21 protein-coding genes and 2 tRNA genes are annotated in these 15,051 nt (G+C 37.6%); 22 read left to right on the forward strand and 1 reads right to left on the reverse strand.

Annotated elements, in window-relative coordinates; all coding sequences use genetic code 11:
* Window positions 1-443: 443 nt before the first annotated feature.
* From HP569_RS06645 to HP569_RS06690, 10 genes are all read left to right on the forward strand, one after another.
* Window positions 444-908: a MarR family winged helix-turn-helix transcriptional regulator gene (locus HP569_RS06645; protein ID WP_246366967.1), complete on the forward strand. Its 465-nt coding sequence runs from the start codon at window positions 444-446 to the stop codon at window positions 906-908.
* A 23-nt stretch (window positions 909-931) separates the two neighbouring features.
* On the forward strand, window positions 932-1,738 hold the full coding sequence (gene racE / locus HP569_RS06650; protein WP_182200392.1) for a glutamate racemase: 807 nt from the start codon (window positions 932-934) through the stop codon (window positions 1,736-1,738).
* 184 nt (window positions 1,739-1,922) lie between these two features.
* A complete protein-coding gene (locus HP569_RS06655) occupies window positions 1,923-3,011 on the forward strand; it encodes a GerMN domain-containing protein (protein ID WP_182200393.1) in 1,089 nt (362 codons plus the stop codon).
* Window positions 3,012-3,201: 190 nt separating this feature from the next.
* Window positions 3,202-3,954 carry a ribonuclease PH gene (rph, locus tag HP569_RS06660; RefSeq protein ID WP_182200394.1) on the forward strand — a complete coding sequence of 251 codons (753 nt, stop codon included), beginning with the start codon at window positions 3,202-3,204 and terminating at the stop codon, window positions 3,952-3,954.
* A gap of 3 nt (window positions 3,955-3,957) precedes the next feature.
* Window positions 3,958-4,551 (forward strand): XTP/dITP diphosphatase, encoded by a 594-nt coding sequence (locus HP569_RS06665; RefSeq protein WP_182200395.1) that lies wholly within the window; start codon window positions 3,958-3,960, stop codon window positions 4,549-4,551.
* 11 nt (window positions 4,552-4,562) lie between these two features.
* Window positions 4,563-5,081 carry a metallophosphoesterase gene (locus HP569_RS06670; RefSeq protein ID WP_182200396.1) on the forward strand — a complete coding sequence of 173 codons (519 nt, stop codon included), beginning with the start codon at window positions 4,563-4,565 and terminating at the stop codon, window positions 5,079-5,081.
* Between the two features lie 138 nt (window positions 5,082-5,219).
* Window positions 5,220-5,293, forward strand: a tRNA-Gly gene (locus HP569_RS06675).
* A 3-nt stretch (window positions 5,294-5,296) separates the two neighbouring features.
* Window positions 5,297-5,370 (forward strand) — tRNA-Arg (locus tag HP569_RS06680).
* A 100-nt stretch (window positions 5,371-5,470) separates the two neighbouring features.
* Window positions 5,471-6,439, forward strand: a complete 969-nt coding sequence (locus HP569_RS06685) for a tyrosine-type recombinase/integrase (protein ID WP_182200397.1) — start codon at window positions 5,471-5,473, stop codon at window positions 6,437-6,439.
* 161 nt (window positions 6,440-6,600) lie between these two features.
* Window positions 6,601-7,335, forward strand: coding sequence for a helix-turn-helix domain-containing protein (locus HP569_RS06690; protein ID WP_182200398.1), 735 nt, complete (start codon window positions 6,601-6,603; stop codon window positions 7,333-7,335).
* A 1,153-nt stretch (window positions 7,336-8,488) separates the two neighbouring features.
* Here the strand turns inward: HP569_RS06690 and HP569_RS06695 are convergent.
* Window positions 8,489-8,716 (reverse strand): helix-turn-helix domain-containing protein, encoded by a 228-nt coding sequence (locus HP569_RS06695; protein ID WP_182200399.1) that lies wholly within the window; start codon window positions 8,714-8,716, stop codon window positions 8,489-8,491.
* Window positions 8,717-8,864: 148 nt separating this feature from the next.
* Between HP569_RS06695 and HP569_RS06700 the strand changes: the two genes are divergently transcribed.
* From HP569_RS06700 to HP569_RS06755, 12 genes are all read left to right on the forward strand, one after another.
* Window positions 8,865-9,191: a hypothetical protein gene (locus tag HP569_RS06700; RefSeq protein ID WP_182200400.1), complete on the forward strand. Its 327-nt coding sequence runs from the start codon at window positions 8,865-8,867 to the stop codon at window positions 9,189-9,191.
* Between the two features lie 2 nt (window positions 9,192-9,193).
* Window positions 9,194-9,490, forward strand: coding sequence for a hypothetical protein (locus HP569_RS06705; protein WP_182200401.1), 297 nt, complete (start codon window positions 9,194-9,196; stop codon window positions 9,488-9,490).
* The gene (locus HP569_RS06710) at window positions 9,487-9,768 is read left to right on the forward strand and encodes a hypothetical protein (protein ID WP_182200402.1); all 282 of its coding nucleotides are present in this window, start codon (window positions 9,487-9,489) and stop codon (window positions 9,766-9,768) included. Before HP569_RS06705 ends, HP569_RS06710 begins: the two co-directional genes overlap by 4 nt.
* A gap of 232 nt (window positions 9,769-10,000) precedes the next feature.
* Window positions 10,001-10,162 (forward strand): hypothetical protein, encoded by a 162-nt coding sequence (locus HP569_RS06715; protein WP_182200403.1) that lies wholly within the window; start codon window positions 10,001-10,003, stop codon window positions 10,160-10,162.
* A 10-nt stretch (window positions 10,163-10,172) separates the two neighbouring features.
* Entirely contained in the window at window positions 10,173-11,600 is a 1,428-nt protein-coding gene (locus HP569_RS06720) for a TOTE conflict system archaeo-eukaryotic primase domain-containing protein (RefSeq protein ID WP_182200404.1), read from the forward strand.
* Between the two features lie 119 nt (window positions 11,601-11,719).
* Window positions 11,720-12,280 carry a CGNR zinc finger domain-containing protein gene (locus HP569_RS06725; RefSeq protein WP_182200405.1) on the forward strand — a complete coding sequence of 187 codons (561 nt, stop codon included), beginning with the start codon at window positions 11,720-11,722 and terminating at the stop codon, window positions 12,278-12,280.
* A gap of 145 nt (window positions 12,281-12,425) precedes the next feature.
* Window positions 12,426-12,629: a helix-turn-helix domain-containing protein gene (locus HP569_RS06730; protein ID WP_182200406.1), complete on the forward strand. Its 204-nt coding sequence runs from the start codon at window positions 12,426-12,428 to the stop codon at window positions 12,627-12,629.
* Between the two features lie 382 nt (window positions 12,630-13,011).
* Window positions 13,012-13,197 (forward strand): hypothetical protein, encoded by a 186-nt coding sequence (locus tag HP569_RS06735; RefSeq protein ID WP_182200407.1) that lies wholly within the window; start codon window positions 13,012-13,014, stop codon window positions 13,195-13,197.
* Window positions 13,198-13,199: 2 nt separating this feature from the next.
* Entirely contained in the window at window positions 13,200-13,910 is a 711-nt protein-coding gene (locus HP569_RS06740; RefSeq protein WP_182200408.1) for a hypothetical protein, read from the forward strand.
* Complete coding sequence (locus HP569_RS06745) at window positions 13,907-14,083, forward strand: hypothetical protein (RefSeq protein ID WP_182200409.1); 177 nt, start codon at window positions 13,907-13,909, stop codon at window positions 14,081-14,083. The genes HP569_RS06740 and HP569_RS06745 overlap by 4 nt, the downstream gene beginning before the upstream one ends.
* Window position 14,084: 1 nt before the next feature.
* Complete coding sequence (locus HP569_RS06750; RefSeq protein ID WP_182200410.1) at window positions 14,085-14,708, forward strand: hypothetical protein; 624 nt, start codon at window positions 14,085-14,087, stop codon at window positions 14,706-14,708.
* Between the two features lie 4 nt (window positions 14,709-14,712).
* Entirely contained in the window at window positions 14,713-15,048 is a 336-nt protein-coding gene (locus tag HP569_RS06755) for a hypothetical protein (protein WP_182200411.1), read from the forward strand.
* The last annotated feature ends 3 nt before the right edge of the window (window positions 15,049-15,051 follow it).

A 15,051-nucleotide genomic window follows, 5' to 3' on the forward strand; every position in this document is an offset into this window, starting at 1 on the left:
TCCTCCTAGTAAATCAGAATAGTTATATAATACAAATGTTATACCATATAGTGTATAAAATCTACCAAAAATAACATTTTATAAATTTATATGGAAATTAACAAAATGCACATCAAAATATTTAAAGCTATTTTCGGTAATAGAGTTATTTTGGAAATTAATTTATCTTTGATATTTTCTACTCCTTCTTCAATAACTGTTAAAAGGGTTACGGGTGTTGAATGTAAAAAAGTATCTATGAATTCAAAGATGCTCATTAGTAATATCTTCTAATTTTTATATGTATTTTTAAAATAATGAATTCTGTTACAAAACAACTATATTACAGATAAAAACATTAAAAATGCAGTCTTTCCCCAGCTTTCTAAACAAAATATATCCATCCCACCAAAAAAAATGATATGATGAAGGATGAATGTACTTTTAAAGGAGGATTTGCACTCGTGAATGAAGTAAAAAGTGCAACGACAATAGCGGAGATTGAAAGGGAATTACGCTATATTTCTGGTATTATCAAGCAAAAAGGACGAGAAATCTTAAACAATTATCCGATTACAACACCACAGTTTATTGCGCTGCAGTGGCTTTTGGAAGATGGCGACTTAACGATTGGTGAATTATCTAATAAAATAAATTTAGCTTTTAGTACCACAACGGATTTAGTAGACCGTATGGAAAATAATTTATTAGTAGAACGAAAAAAAGATACAAAAGATCGACGCGTTGTTCGAATATATCTATTAGACAAAGGAAAACAAATCATTCGAGAAGTCATTGAAAAAAGACAAGTATATCTACAAGATGTGCTAAATGATGTACCGAATGATAAAGTGGAGTCGTTATATGATGTCTTATACTTGCTTCATAATCAAATGAAAATGGACAAGGAAAAGGTCAATAACAAGTAGTATATAAAGAAGAGGGGATTTATGTGGATCAGCCGATAGGAGTCATTGACTCAGGAGTTGGTGGTCTGACAGTAGCTAGTGAGCTGATGCGTCAATTACCAAAAGAACAATTAATTTATTTAGGAGATACATTAAGATGTCCTTATGGTCCGCGGCCAAAGGAAGAAGTTATACAATACACATTAGAAATGGTCGATTTTCTAATGAAAAAAAACATCAAATTATTAGTGATTGCCTGTAATACGGCAACAGCATTTACATTAGATTTACTTAGAGAAAAATTAACTATCCCAGTGATTGGTGTAATTCAACCAGGTGCCCGTGCGGCGATTAAAACGACTCAAAATATGAAGATAGGTGTTATTGGGACGGAAGGAACGATTACAAGTAAAGCATATCCAGATGCATTACACAGCATCCATTCAGATATTAATGTTTATGACTTAGCATGTCCTCGTTTTGTTCCTATGGTAGAAAAAGGGGTACTAACAGGTGAGGAAGCGTATCGTGTGGTAGAGGAATCATTACAACCTTTAAAAAGTGAGAAAATTATTGATACATTAATTTTAGGTTGCACACATTATCCATTGTTAAAAGATACGATTCAGTCTGTAATGGGGGAAGAAGTAACAGTGATCTCTTCCGGTGAAGAAACTGCACGTGAAGTCAGTGCAATTTTAGGCTATCAAGCGTTATTATATGAGGGAGAACGCGCAACCAAACATGTTTTTTATACAACGGGATCATCCGAAGTATTTGCTCATATCGCAAAGCAATGGTTAGATATCCCGATAGCAACGGTAGAAACTGCATATCTTATATCAACTTAAACAAGTGGAATACACCACTTGTTTTTTCTATGTCCCAAAAGCATCTAATAATAGGATTAAGTATGAGTTATCGATACACTTTGAAAAATATTTTTTATTCTAAAATTCATCTATAACTGTTTGGTCTATTTTAAATAGCAGGCTCGTATACATAATAGTACAAACCATCGTAGGAGGGGAAAGCATGAAGCGAAACATAGAAGTGAAACGGAAATTGTCTATTGGGTTGCTTATGTTGTTTGTACTCTTGTTGACAGCCGGATGTGGTCTATTTAAAGGAGAACAAACATTAGAAGAGATAGATGTGCCGAAAGATCAACCAAGTGAAGAAACAATTGGTGAAGCGGCTGAAACATCTGAAGAATCAAATGGTATTGAAGTAGAAGCAGGTGACGCAGAAACAATCCCGAGAGAATTGTATTTATTGAATGAAGAAGGTTTGGTTGTTCCTCAAACGGTAGAGCTTCCGAAAACTGATGCCGTTGCGCAGCAAGTATTAGAATATATCATTAAAGACGGACCTGTAACATCCATTTTACCAAATGGATTCGAAGCGGTTCTGCCTGCTGGTACACAAGTAATAGGATTAAATCTGCAAGCGGATGGTACTTTAATAGTAGATGTATCAGAGGAATTTAAGCAATATCAGCCAGAACAAGAAGAACAAATTATTCAAGCAATGACTTATACTTTAACGCAATTCGACAATGTGGAACGTGTGACACTTTGGATTAATGGCCATGAACAAACAGAAATGCCAGTGAATGGTACACCTTTGCAGGAAGGGTACTCTAGAGCAGACGGAATAAATATTTATCACCCAGATGGTGTCGATCTAATGGATAGTAAAGCTGTTACGCTTTACTATCCAACACAGCAAGCTGAACAATTTTACTATGTACCAGTAACGCAATATGTTGAAATGGACAAGCAAACGAACTATCAAGCAATGGTTGAAGCATTGTTAGAAGGACCAGCATATGACTTGAATTTGCTAAACGTCTTCAATCCAAACATCTCGATTGTTGAAAAGCCTAAAGTAAAAGACGGTGTGCTACATGTCATGTTTAGCAAAGAGATTTTAAATGATGAGAATACTTCTTCGATTTCTGATGAAGTAATGGAGACATTAGTTCGGACATTAACAGATAAATCAGAAGTTGATGCAGTTTCAGTTGAAGTTAAAGGGGTAAAAGAAGTATTTAATGAGCATGGCGTTCCTTATACAGAGCCTGTTACAAGAGATGCTTTTGTACCAACAGGAAGTCTATAATATTTATGGAGAAGAGCTGAATCGTTCGGCTCTTTTTTTGTTTGTAAGACTAAAAAAACGAATACAAAGATGATAAGCTATAGTTGGATTAAAAAAGTTAAATCTATTTTCTAGAAATAAGCATGAATTTCTCGAACATGCCGAAAATATGTTAAGATGATGGAGTATGATAAGGAAGGATGAATAAACAATGAGACCAAATAATCGTCAAGTAAATCAATTACGTGAAATTACAATTGAAACTGGCTATACAAAACATCCTGAAGGCTCTGTTTTGATAACAGTTGGAGATACGAAAGTGATATGTAATGCAAGTATTGAAGAACGCGTACCACCATTTATGAGAGGGCAAGGAAAAGGCTGGATAACAGCGGAATATGCGATGTTACCGCGTGCAACCGATCAGCGGAATATCCGTGAATCCTCTAAAGGAAAAGTTTCAGGTAGAACAATGGAGATTCAACGCTTGATCGGTAGAGCATTACGTGCAGTTGTTGACTTGGATAAAATTGGGGAACGAACCATATGGATTGATTGTGACGTCATTCAAGCAGACGGTGGAACAAGAACAGCCTCTATTACGGGTGCATTTGTTGCAATGGTTTTAGCTTTTGGTAAGCTTATCGATAAATCAGTAATAAAGGAAATGCCTATCACTGATTATTTAGCAGCTACATCTGTTGGTGTGATGCCTGATGGAACAGAAATTTTAGATTTAGAATATGTAGAAGACTCCCAAGCACATGTGGATATGAACATTGTCATGACAGGTAAAGGAGAATTCGTTGAAATACAAGGCACAGGAGAAGAAGCAACGTTTAGTCCAGCACAATTACAAACGATGCTAAATCTTGCTGATCAAGGGTTAAAAGAAATTTTCGGTAAGCAACAAGAAGCAATTGGAAAATGGGCGAGTCATTTTGAGGCAAAGGAAGAGGAATAAGCAATGAAGAAATGGTTAATCGCAACAAAAAATAAGGGGAAAGTAGAAGATTTTCGACATTTATTTGTTAAATACAACATCGAAATTATATCATTACTTGATTTAGAAGAGCCGGTAGACGATGTTGAAGAGACAGGAACAACTTTTGAAGAGAATGCGATACTAAAAGCGGAAGCAATTGCAGAATTATTGAATATGCCAGTACTAGCAGATGACTCAGGTTTAGAGATTGATTCTTTAGATGGCAGGCCAGGCGTTTATTCAGCGCGCTATGCTGGTAAAGACAAAGATGATACGAAAAACTTACATAAAGTACTGAAGGAAATGGAAGACGTACCCGACGAGAAGCGTACAGGGCGATTTGTTTGTGTGTTAGCTGTTGCAAGCCCTGGAGAAGAAACCATAACTAAGCGTGGGACCTGTGAAGGGAAAATCATACGTGAACCAATTGGAACAAATGGATTTGGCTATGATCCAATCTTTCAACCAGACAACACGGAGAAAACGATGGCAGAACTTTCCGCAGCTGAAAAAAACGAAATTAGTCATAGAGGAAACGCGTTAAAAAAATTAGAAACTTGGGTAAAAGAGCAATAAGGAGTGATTTCATGCCAAGCGTATTAATTATAAGCGATAGCCATGGCTGGACGAACGAGTTAACTACTATAACAGACAAATATATCGATCAAGTAGATTATATGGTTCATTGCGGAGATTCCGAGCTTGATTTTGATGAAGAGCCAATGGATCGTTTTATGAAAGTCGCAGGAAATTGTGACTTTGATTCACGCTATCCAGATGAATTAGATTTTGATGTAGAAGATATAAAGTTTTTTATTACACATGGCCATTTACACAATGTAAAAATGTCATTAATGCCAATTTCCTATCGTGCAGAAGAAGTAGGAGCAAGAGTCATTTGTCACGGTCATTCACATATTGCAGGAGTTTGGCAAGTGGAGGATCATATTATAATAAACCCAGGTAGTATAAGACTTCCACGTGTTCGACAAGAAAAAACTTACGCAATCGCTTCATGGGATCAGGAAGAAACCTTTACCGTTACTTTTTATGATATTAACGGAAAAGAAGTGAAAGACTTAGCATTTGAAACAACACTATCATAAAACCTATTGCGGAAGACTCTTGCTTCTTCCGCAAAGTTTTTTTCATTTATTCATTGACAAACCTAGCTATAATTACTATAATAAATCTTGTCTGTTACAAGAAAAGCAACAAAGATTACATATAACTAATTGAATGATGCGGGTGTAGTTTAGTGGTAAAACCTCAGCCTTCCAAGCTGATGTCGAGGGTTCGATTCCCTTCACCCGCTCCATATGTCCCAGTAGCTCAGCTGGATAGAGCAACAGCCTTCTAAGCTGTGGGTCGGGAGTTCGAATCTCTCCTGGGACGCTACGATTTTAGGCGTTAAGCCGCGGTATATAAGCCTTCTTATTCGTAAGTTAATCGGTCAATGAATCGGTCAACTATCGAATAGGAGGCTTATTTTTTTATGACGAAACGAAAACCTTCACTTTCCGTTCAATCGGATTTATCCGACTTATTCCACGAACAATTAAAATCCCAAAACAAACGAGGCTTCCCGATAGAAAAGGCTCTAATTACGGTAATAAAGCAAATGAGAGCGACAGGGCTACGTCCAAGAACGATAAACGATTACGAGTTACACGTAAGGCATTTTATCAAAGTCACCGATATACAGCACGTAGAAGAAATAAGCGCAGATCATATCTACGAATGGCTATCATCTATGAATGTGAGTAATCAGACAAAACTTACTCGGCTTAAGTGTTTAAAAGCCTTTTTAAGTAGATGTAAAGATAACGGCTGGATTGGTCGCAATTTTTGGCGCAACGTAAAAATTAAAGTAGATAACCCAGTAAAAGAGGGCGTTACGGATAAAGAAATCAATTTACTTTTACATCTTTTAGATTTATCAAAATTTGTTGAGTTGAGGGACGCTACGGCAATTTTATTAATGTATCAAACAGGAATCAGAGTAGGCACTTTAAAAGACCTAGAAACAAAGCACATTAATCTACAATCACGGTTACTCCGAATAGACGGGAAGTTAATCAAAAATCATGAATCTATATATCTTCCGTTTAACGATGTTCTTTTCCGGTTGCTTGAAACGTTAATAGAGCAAAACAAACTTATCAAAATGGAACATGGCGTAAATAACGACTTATTATTTATCACTACAAACGGCGGAAAAATAGCCAGTGGAATGACGCACAACAATATTATGAAACGATTAAACAAATATTCAAAAGAATTTGGATTAAAAAACATAAATGCACATGCAATAAGAAGGGGATTTGCAAAGAATCTTCTGAAAAAGGGAGCTAATATCGCACTTATCTCGAAGGCGCTAGGGCATAGTGACATAGCTGTTACTAGCAGGTATTTGCATTTAGATAAAGAAGAGGTCGCAGAAAGTTTACGAGAGTATTTATAAAAAATAAAAAAAAAGAGCGCATGCACCGCAAACAAGCGATACATAACGCACCTAACCTATGTGTTATTTTATCGAAAAAATAGGCGCTTGTCAAATTCGGCAAGTTCGTCCGTTCAACAGAACATACGTTTGCTAACGCGTGCCTCGAAACGGAGGCTAACATGTACTACTTATCGCAATACCAAACGTTTGACGACGTACAAGAACTAAATTATCACGTGAAACAACACACAAATATACGTAAATACGAAATGAACGATACGCAACGCGATGTACTCCAATTTATTGCTCAATATTCTGTAAAGTATGCAGGGGCTAGTCATTTAAAAACGGAAACAATCGCAAAAGGGATTGGAAAGTCCCGGAGAACGATAGAGCGAGCAATTAGTGCGCTAGTAAATTTGGGAATCGTCGAAAAAATCTCTACTGTTCGTATAATTTCCGGTGGGAAAGGCGCAAATATTTATCGTATCTTGCCGTTTGTTTATCAAAGTGACGAGTCGCAAATGTCGCATTGCAGGGAGGTAGAGTTAGCTACGCAGACAAGCGATTCTAACGACTTTAAGCGAAAAGAATCCGACAATTTTATTAATCTATTAAAAAGTATTACATATACGTATGCAGACACGCCATATATTCGATTTAAAGCGTTTGTCGAGCAATTTGTAGGGGCAACGGAAAAACAGTTAATTCACCGCCTGTATGGCGTATATTTGGCTCAAACAAAGGCGTTACGAAAGGCGTATGAAGTAGACAAGTTAATAGGTATAGCAATCCAAGCGTTAGCCGTTACTTTTTCCCGGAGTAAGCAAATGAGGCTACGTAACCTAGTCGGCTATTTTAACGGAGTATTTGGACGCATGCTGGACGGACTAATGTCCGAATTGTTTGCGTGAAAATAGATTATATAAACGATTGGAGGCGATGAATGTGCGTATAAGACATTGGATAGACTGCCGTATACTTAAAAAACATCGGTATAATTACTATGATGATCGGTGTATAGTTTGCGGGCGTAAATCTAAGCGTTAGGTAAGTAATTCTCCGAAAGTGTACGTTTTCGGTACGAATAACTAATATATATATATGTGTACGTTAGTAAAGTAGTATAGGGACGGTTTTATTATCGGGCGCAAGGCGCAAGCTACCGATTGATTCCACACTTGCGATAATTGCGAACACTATATAGGAAGTGATCGGAATCATTACGTTTTATATGTGCGGTAATTTGTGGTATTGATCGGTAATTTATCATCGTTTTATCGGGCGCATGCCTGCTGCGCGTGACCCCTCGAACACTTTCGGGAGTAGGTATAACAGCATAACCGATAAATACGAACTATCTACAATTCAAACGTATGTAATTACGCTAAAATTGCCTGCATTAACGCCGATTTTATACGTTATTTTATACGGTATAATTTACGTATATTTATTCGGTCATATAAATCCGAAAGGGAACCGCCTTAAAACGTTGATATAAAGGCATTTCCGAAAGTGACTTCCGATAAGATACATTATGTAAACTAGAACGGTCAAAAACGGCTGTAATCGTTGGCGCACAAGGGATTTCGGAAACTGATTTCGGTATATTTACGGTGGAATAGTCAAACATTTTCGGAATATATCGAGCATAAATATACGGAAAATGAATAACCGAACTATGTCGAGGAATCGGCGTAAAAGGTTCGGAATATCCCGTATGTTATGCCGAATGTTACCTCAATCCAACGCATAGAATCGCACGTACTCCGAAATAAGTATAGCCAGCGCGCATATATTTAGGTGCTTCTCCGTACCATAGACGGATAGCTTATGCCGGCAAGCAGGCGTATATATTTACTAACGTATATAGGCGCTTGTGGGCGTAGCTGGCGCGCGGTTGCTTGTGCGCTAGGCTATCGGTATATATATCGCTTGTAATGCGCTTGTATGGCGGTGTAAATGCGGGGGAGATCGAGGGCATTCGGAGGGGCGAGGAATACCCGGGGGGGCGGTCTAAAATAACGGGCCTCCTCCTGGTGGATTTTAAATATGGACAACAAAATTTCACTTTGACTTTTCTATTGACAATAGCTCGTCCATGCTCGATAAGTCCAACGTTTGTATGATCGTCTCCAAGTGTTTTTTATTTATGCTAGTACGTTGATTATTCGCTATCTCGCTAATTGTGGCCGTTCTTAGTCCTGACATTTCCGCAAACTCCTGCTGCGTTATCCCTCTTTGATTTAATAACTCTTTTAGTTTGATCGTTATTTTAACGTTACTTTGCTCCATTGTGTACTCCTTCTTTCCGTTGGTTATATTTTATCCTATTATACGATAATAAAATAAATTACGCAATTTCGGAATTTGGGTTGACGACGACATTAAATTACGGTATATTGTAATTACGAAATAACGAATAAACGAAAGGGGGAACGAAATGAACGTAACTTATACAAATTATAACGAAATATTTCCGCCAGGCTTTGTAATACTTGAAGCCGACGCAACATGTAATAAGACTTATCAAATAGTCGCAAAAAGAACGGTCGTAGGTTGGTATAACGTGTACCTAATCGACGAGGGGGAGCAAATAGCGTGGATTAACGTATCACCGTCGAGGTTTAAGGAGATATTTACGGGAGCAAGCGAACAAAGCCGTCTAGCCTGCGACATGATCGCATATACACAAGTTTGGGACATATTCGGTGAGCAATTATCGGACGAATTGTATGTAAGAGAAAATAAATTAACGGGGGCGATTTAACGATGAAAACGATTGAAAAAACATGGATTAGCAGCGCAGGGCTTGAGGTAGGCACGCCGGTAAACGTAGAGGAGTATGTCGAGCAGAACTATAAGCATGTATACGAGCCATTCGAGGTTAACGTAGCGACGGAGGTATCCGGCAGAGAAGAAATGAAATTAATTTACGAATATATTACTTCCTTTGGAACCGTGGAAAATTTACCGATAAGCCTTATGAATATACTACTTAATCACGAATTTAGCAGGAATGAGCTTGCGCCCATGCGAAAAGAACTAGAAGGAGGTAATCGCTTATGATCGCCTCATACTATGAACAGATCGAACAATTACGCATAAAGGTCGAACAGGATTTTGAGTTTTACCGGAAAATGAATAGCCTTATTGACCGCAGGCTTAACGAATTAGGAAAACGTAATATATGGTCGGACGCGGACGAGATGGCCGAGCTAGCCGAGCAAAAGGCTATGGTCAAGGACGCTAGTTTACGGTTGTTGCCGTTACGGGACTTGTTTAAAAACGGTTGGGGCGAAGTTGTCGAACGCAAAAAGAAATTCGAGAAGTATAATTGCGAGTAGGCGCTGATAATAGCGCTTATTTTTTTTGAGAAAAATTCGCCGAAAACTCCGAACGAGGACAACTTTTGCGTATATATAAGTATAAGAGAAAATTTATTGCGCTTTGCTATGCCAAATTAGGGTGCAAATTGCCATAATGTATATAGAGGAGTTAATTAAATAATTTAGTTGAGGCGCTTATATATTAAGTGCCTATTTTGTTGCACACATTCAAACAAAACGGAGGGATTAAGTGGAAAAATACAAATGTATTTTAAGCCTAAGAGTTGCAAATGATTTAGTCGCAAAAGATTACGAGTTAGTCCATATTGAGCCGTCACACAAACTACCCGGCAAGCTAGTTTTTGTTTTTAGAAATAGCGAACAGCTAGAAAAAGAACTACAAAACTACTAGGAGGGATTAAGTGGAACAGCCTAACAAGCAACTTATTAGTAAGTTTAATGAGTTGTACATCCAAACTCGATACAAGTATTTAGTGCAATTTAACGACGGTAAATATGTGACTTTGATACACAAACCAGGCAAAAAAGTAGTTAAGCTAAACGACAGCATTATAAAAACACACTTAAAAGGCGATCTTACATATGGTATTTTTTCGGGCGGTCACTTCAACAAGTTTATAACTTTTGACGTAGATTGCAAAGAACATCACATTGCGCGCTGGGCGACGTTAAAACTAATTGACGTATTAATAAACAACTTTCAAATTAGCAGAGGCGGCATACACGCCAGTTTTAGCGGTAATAAAGGCTATCACGTGGATTTATTTTTAGATAAGCCAATCCTCGTAAGCGAGCTAAAGACGTTTTATCACAGCGTAATAGCTTGCGTCGGTAAAATCCCGAACGGAGAAATAGAGTTTAGAGCAACCGACACGCAAGGGGTTAAGCTACCGCTAGGCATTCACCAAAAAACGAAAAAGCGTTGTTGGTTTGTCGACAATGAAACGCTAGAACCGATCGAATCATTTGACTATTTGCTTGACGTCGAGCCGATGGACTCGGAGGTAATAACCGATAATGATTTCGGCTTGTCCGAGGAGCAGGTTGTCGAGTTTGAACACGTTGCTGCAAGTACGGACATTACGGTCAATGCCGTGGACATGTCGAAGGCGCTACAAAACGCAGCGAAGATAATAGAAACGGGTAGACTTACGCAAAGTGGGACGAGGCATAAAACGACGTTTACGCTCGCTCTATTCGGAAATACGCAAGGGTGGACAGAGGACGAAACAGTCGCGGTAATTATGGATATTCTACTAGCAACGCCGAGGGGCTACTTCTCCGAGGGGAGTACTCCGGAATACTGGGACAAAGAGGCGAAACGGTTAGTTGAATATGTGTTTACGAAGAATATAACGATAACTAGCAGTAAAGATAAAAAACTGGAAATCTATAAATCTGAAATTTTAGCCGTGTTGGACTGTGGAACCTTCCGCCAAAAACAACTTGCCTATGCAATGCTTATTACGTCAAAACGGTACGGAAAAATATTCTACCTAACTGTTAATACGGCCATGAGAATGATCGGAACAAAGTCTAGGGAGACCGTGCAGAACGCAATTAAACAATTAATAGAGTCCGGCTTTATAGAATATCAAAGAAAGGCTGAAATTGATAAAGCAAGGTCTTTAGAGTTAGGTGTCGCTAGATATAAGCCGAATAAGTATAAACTCTCGTTTGATATTTATTTAGAAAATGATAAATCGGTATTTATTGAAGGTGATAGAAACATGATTGAAGTTGCTTTAATGCTATGCGACGTGGCAGAAATCAAAAAATATGTTAAAAGAAGAGAGTTCGAAAATAGATGGCAAGCGCACGTGAGTTAAACACTGGCTACGCCCATCTCTTTCTAAGTTACATATATATAAATAAGTTATTAGTACCGATTACGTACAACCTATATTTTACCAACTACTAAATGAACAGCCAAAGGAGCAATTTTAAAATGAATTATAACAAAGAGGCAAGCCTGTTATACGAAAAAGGACTTACAAAATTTCAAATTACCAATCTGTATCAAGAAATTCTCGAAGAATTTTACAAGGCTTGCGGACACGTAGAAACAGACGTTTTTATACAGAAAGTGAAGGACGTAAAACGATATGAACGCTCATATCTTCACCAAATAATAGACGAGTCGTGCAAAAGGTATCTATACTCGACGGACTTAACATGGCGCGAGGTCAAGTTTGAGCCTAAACGTATAAAACGATGTAAAAACTGCAACGCGTATTTTTACGATGTCAGCAGGAACGGGCGTAGCTTAACATGTAATATCGGAGGAGACTATTTTGTATATGACTCTACTAATCGTAAATTCAGGAACTTTTACAAGAACGGTGAAAAGTTAAGTGTTTGCGGTGCTGAATTAGAGATACATAAACGCACACCTATCTATAAAAGAAAGGTAAATATGATACTAACAGACTTTTTTCCTGCTGAAGGTGATATTAAAGGACAAGCTTGGCTGGACGAGATAAATATTTTTCATCAGAATCACGGTTAAAACTAAAAACCTATCAAACAAAGGCACAAACCATACTATTAATGAAGGGCTATGCAGACACGGAGCAGTCTTTTTAAAACTGCGCATAGTCTATTTTTTTTTGTGTTTTAACTAAACAATTATTTGATTAAAGGGAGGGAGAAGTGTGGATAAAAAGACTTTTAAGTTAATTAGGCAAGTAGCTGGTCTTAATCAGCATGAGTTTGCTAAAAAAATAGGCGTTAGCCGATCAACAGTTGCTTACGTTGAGGCTGGCTACATAGGTATTTCAAAAGAAGTCGAACAAAAAGTGAAAAATAGATTTTCAGATATCGAGAAAATAAGAAAACTAACAATTGGAGCTGAATAGCAGTTGGCTTACTACGATAGAGAAGAGCAAGAAACAATCTATAATTACGATGTGTACGAAGGTAGATGGCGAGTTTACTCAACTTATCCGTCGCACATTAAAGCAATACTTAAAAAGTGTGATGTTATCCGGACAACGACGGACGAGGAAGGCAAAACGATAGCCGTCGATGGCTATGCAAAAACCAATCAGATAAGGCTTTATCAACAATAAGCTACCCCGCATTTTTTAGATATACCTATGTTCAAGGACTTATCATACTAGGCACAAAGGTAATACGTAAAAAACACCTATTTACCCTACCTTTTTTAGAGAAATAAATCACTTTAGGTAAAAATAGAAAGGAGCTAAACAATTGAAATCATGCAGGATTATTATAAGGGTGCAACAGCAAGCCGGAAATTGTTTGCATGCAACATTTAAAATCATCGACACCGAAACCGACGAAATCGTACATAACGACCGTCATACTTACGTCAATCAACCGTACCATTTTATTGTGGAACACACCAAGCGCAAAGCCTACGAAATAGCGCGCGATTTAGGCTATGACGAGGTGGCCAAATGACAATGGCGTGCGTAAGCGCAGTGAATACGTACATAAGTAATACCTTTAGCAAGCGCGACTTAATTAAAACGGATAGAGCCGGTAACGTAACGCCGTTCTTTAATGGAAGCACCCTAACTTTATCGTTTGAAAACGGCAAATATACGGTCACGATCGATAAAACGGGTGAAGTTATCGACAGAGGCAAGACGACAAATTGTATACGGTCGGTTTATAGCGCTAGATTTAAGCCGGATTACGTAATTGATGAGGGGAAGGAGTACAGTTACGCAGATTTTACGGAGATTTATGACAGCCTGGAAGATCAACGCCAACAAAAAGTTAAGTATAAGGCGTATTTTATCCAAAATGAAGGCGAAACGGGCGTCGGAATCGTTAAGTATTCGGAAGATAAGACGTATGCAATTGCTAGCATTTACGATAATGAGGCGGAAACTAACCGACAAGCATTCGGAATTTTAGAGCGCTATTTACACGAAACTTTGGACTTAGAAGAGTTTGGGTTTGCTAGAATCGGAAATCTAAATGTTAAAAAGTCATTTTTTGAGAACTTTATCGGCGCCGTTTACTTTCAGAAGGAAAGCAACGGGAACAAATTTAACGAGGTGGAGCAACTAGCAGCAGATGCAATTAAGCGTAAGTCAACCATACTAGAAAACTTTGGCGACGAAGGCTTGCCAAGCAATAAAATTAAAAAGGAGAGAGCAGAATGACAAAAGCAGAGCAACTCGCACAAATATTAGAAGAGGTAAATTTTGAAGAAAAACAAAATTACGCTGGTAAATTAGAGCTTTTATTAGTAAAAGAAGGTTTTAAAGAAGATGAGATTGACTTCTTAAAAAAAGTAGCGATGAATGACATGGAACTATTAAAGGAGGAAAAATAAAATGGAACAATTAAAAAACTTTGTAACTTTAAAAACAATTGACAACAAAATTGAAAAAATAACTAACGATTATAGCAACAACAAGAGGAATTTAAAAACAACAGACAGATATTTGGACAACGAGAGCGAGAGAACTTATCTACTGCAGCAATTAGAAGAAAAATTTAACAAAGAATACGACGAAATTGTGGATGAATTCAACCTGGAATTTAAGGTAATTGAGCAGGAAATCGCAAAAAACGCTTTTTCTCAAAAAATAGAGGATGATGGGTTTGCTAAAAATGTATTAGCGCAGATAAAAGCAACTGATAACATCGTAGATACCCTCTACTTACTATCATTAAAAACAATGAACTTATCCGAAACAGAAGAAGCTTCTCTTGCTTCGGAATTGGATTTAATCGAAGAAGCTAGTCTTAAAAAAGCAATCGAAAAACACCGAGAAGCTGAAGCTAAAAGCATACTTAAAGATATAAAGTATCATTTATCAAAGTATGGATTATCTGATCGTAAAAAGTTAGCAGAATTACAAGGGATTAAGAGAAATTACAATCCTAATCGACGAAGAAATATACTTGAAGCGATTGCGCAATCAAAACAAACAACTAGATCAAGGGAGATTTAACTAGATGAATGTAGAAAAACATGAATTGTATAGAGATCATTATTTAACAAGTAAATTGATTGAGATTAAAGTAAAAGACGATGAGTTAGACGCAGCCAAAGAGTTTATACATGACCGTCTAAATGAAAACGACGATAATTTAGACGACGTTTTAGACGAGTTAAAAATAAATATGCGCCTAGCAGAGCGATCAAAATACGTCGATCCCTCGCCCGGAAACTACACAAAGCAACGCCCTAAAAGAACGGATGTTAGCGAAAGGGCAAAGGCGTCATTAGAGCGATTGAGAAAAGCAGGACGACTTAATACTAAAGGACCGAGTATAAAAGAAAAGAGGTAATTA

The sequence above is a fragment of the Paraliobacillus salinarum genome (assembly GCF_014083865.1).
Taxonomy (GTDB): domain Bacteria; phylum Bacillota; class Bacilli; order Bacillales; family Amphibacillaceae; genus Paraliobacillus; species Paraliobacillus salinarum.

What these genes read in the sequence shown, in the direction of transcription:
- HP569_RS06655 (WP_182200393.1), top strand. Translation starts at nt 1,923, where the DNA reads ATGAAGCGAAACATAGAAGTGAAACGGAAATTGTCTATTGGGTTGCTT.
- rph (WP_182200394.1), top strand. Translation starts at nt 3,202, where the DNA reads ATGAGACCAAATAATCGTCAAGTAAATCAATTACGTGAAATTACAATT.
- HP569_RS06665 (WP_182200395.1), top strand. Translation starts at nt 3,958, where the DNA reads ATGAAGAAATGGTTAATCGCAACAAAAAATAAGGGGAAAGTAGAAGAT.
- HP569_RS06670 (WP_182200396.1), top strand. Translation starts at nt 4,563, where the DNA reads ATGCCAAGCGTATTAATTATAAGCGATAGCCATGGCTGGACGAACGAG.
- HP569_RS06685 (WP_182200397.1), top strand. Translation starts at nt 5,471, where the DNA reads ATGACGAAACGAAAACCTTCACTTTCCGTTCAATCGGATTTATCCGAC.
- HP569_RS06690 (WP_182200398.1), top strand. Translation starts at nt 6,601, where the DNA reads ATGTACTACTTATCGCAATACCAAACGTTTGACGACGTACAAGAACTA.
- HP569_RS06695 (WP_182200399.1), bottom strand. Translation starts at nt 8,716, where the DNA reads ATGGAGCAAAGTAACGTTAAAATAACGATCAAACTAAAAGAGTTATTA.
- HP569_RS06700 (WP_182200400.1), top strand. Translation starts at nt 8,865, where the DNA reads ATGAACGTAACTTATACAAATTATAACGAAATATTTCCGCCAGGCTTT.
- HP569_RS06705 (WP_182200401.1), top strand. Translation starts at nt 9,194, where the DNA reads ATGAAAACGATTGAAAAAACATGGATTAGCAGCGCAGGGCTTGAGGTA.
- HP569_RS06710 (WP_182200402.1), top strand. Translation starts at nt 9,487, where the DNA reads ATGATCGCCTCATACTATGAACAGATCGAACAATTACGCATAAAGGTC.
- HP569_RS06725 (WP_182200405.1), top strand. Translation starts at nt 11,720, where the DNA reads ATGAATTATAACAAAGAGGCAAGCCTGTTATACGAAAAAGGACTTACA.
- HP569_RS06740 (WP_182200408.1), top strand. Translation starts at nt 13,200, where the DNA reads ATGGCGTGCGTAAGCGCAGTGAATACGTACATAAGTAATACCTTTAGC.
- HP569_RS06745 (WP_182200409.1), top strand. Translation starts at nt 13,907, where the DNA reads ATGACAAAAGCAGAGCAACTCGCACAAATATTAGAAGAGGTAAATTTT.
- HP569_RS06750 (WP_182200410.1), top strand. Translation starts at nt 14,085, where the DNA reads ATGGAACAATTAAAAAACTTTGTAACTTTAAAAACAATTGACAACAAA.
- HP569_RS06755 (WP_182200411.1), top strand. Translation starts at nt 14,713, where the DNA reads ATGAATGTAGAAAAACATGAATTGTATAGAGATCATTATTTAACAAGT.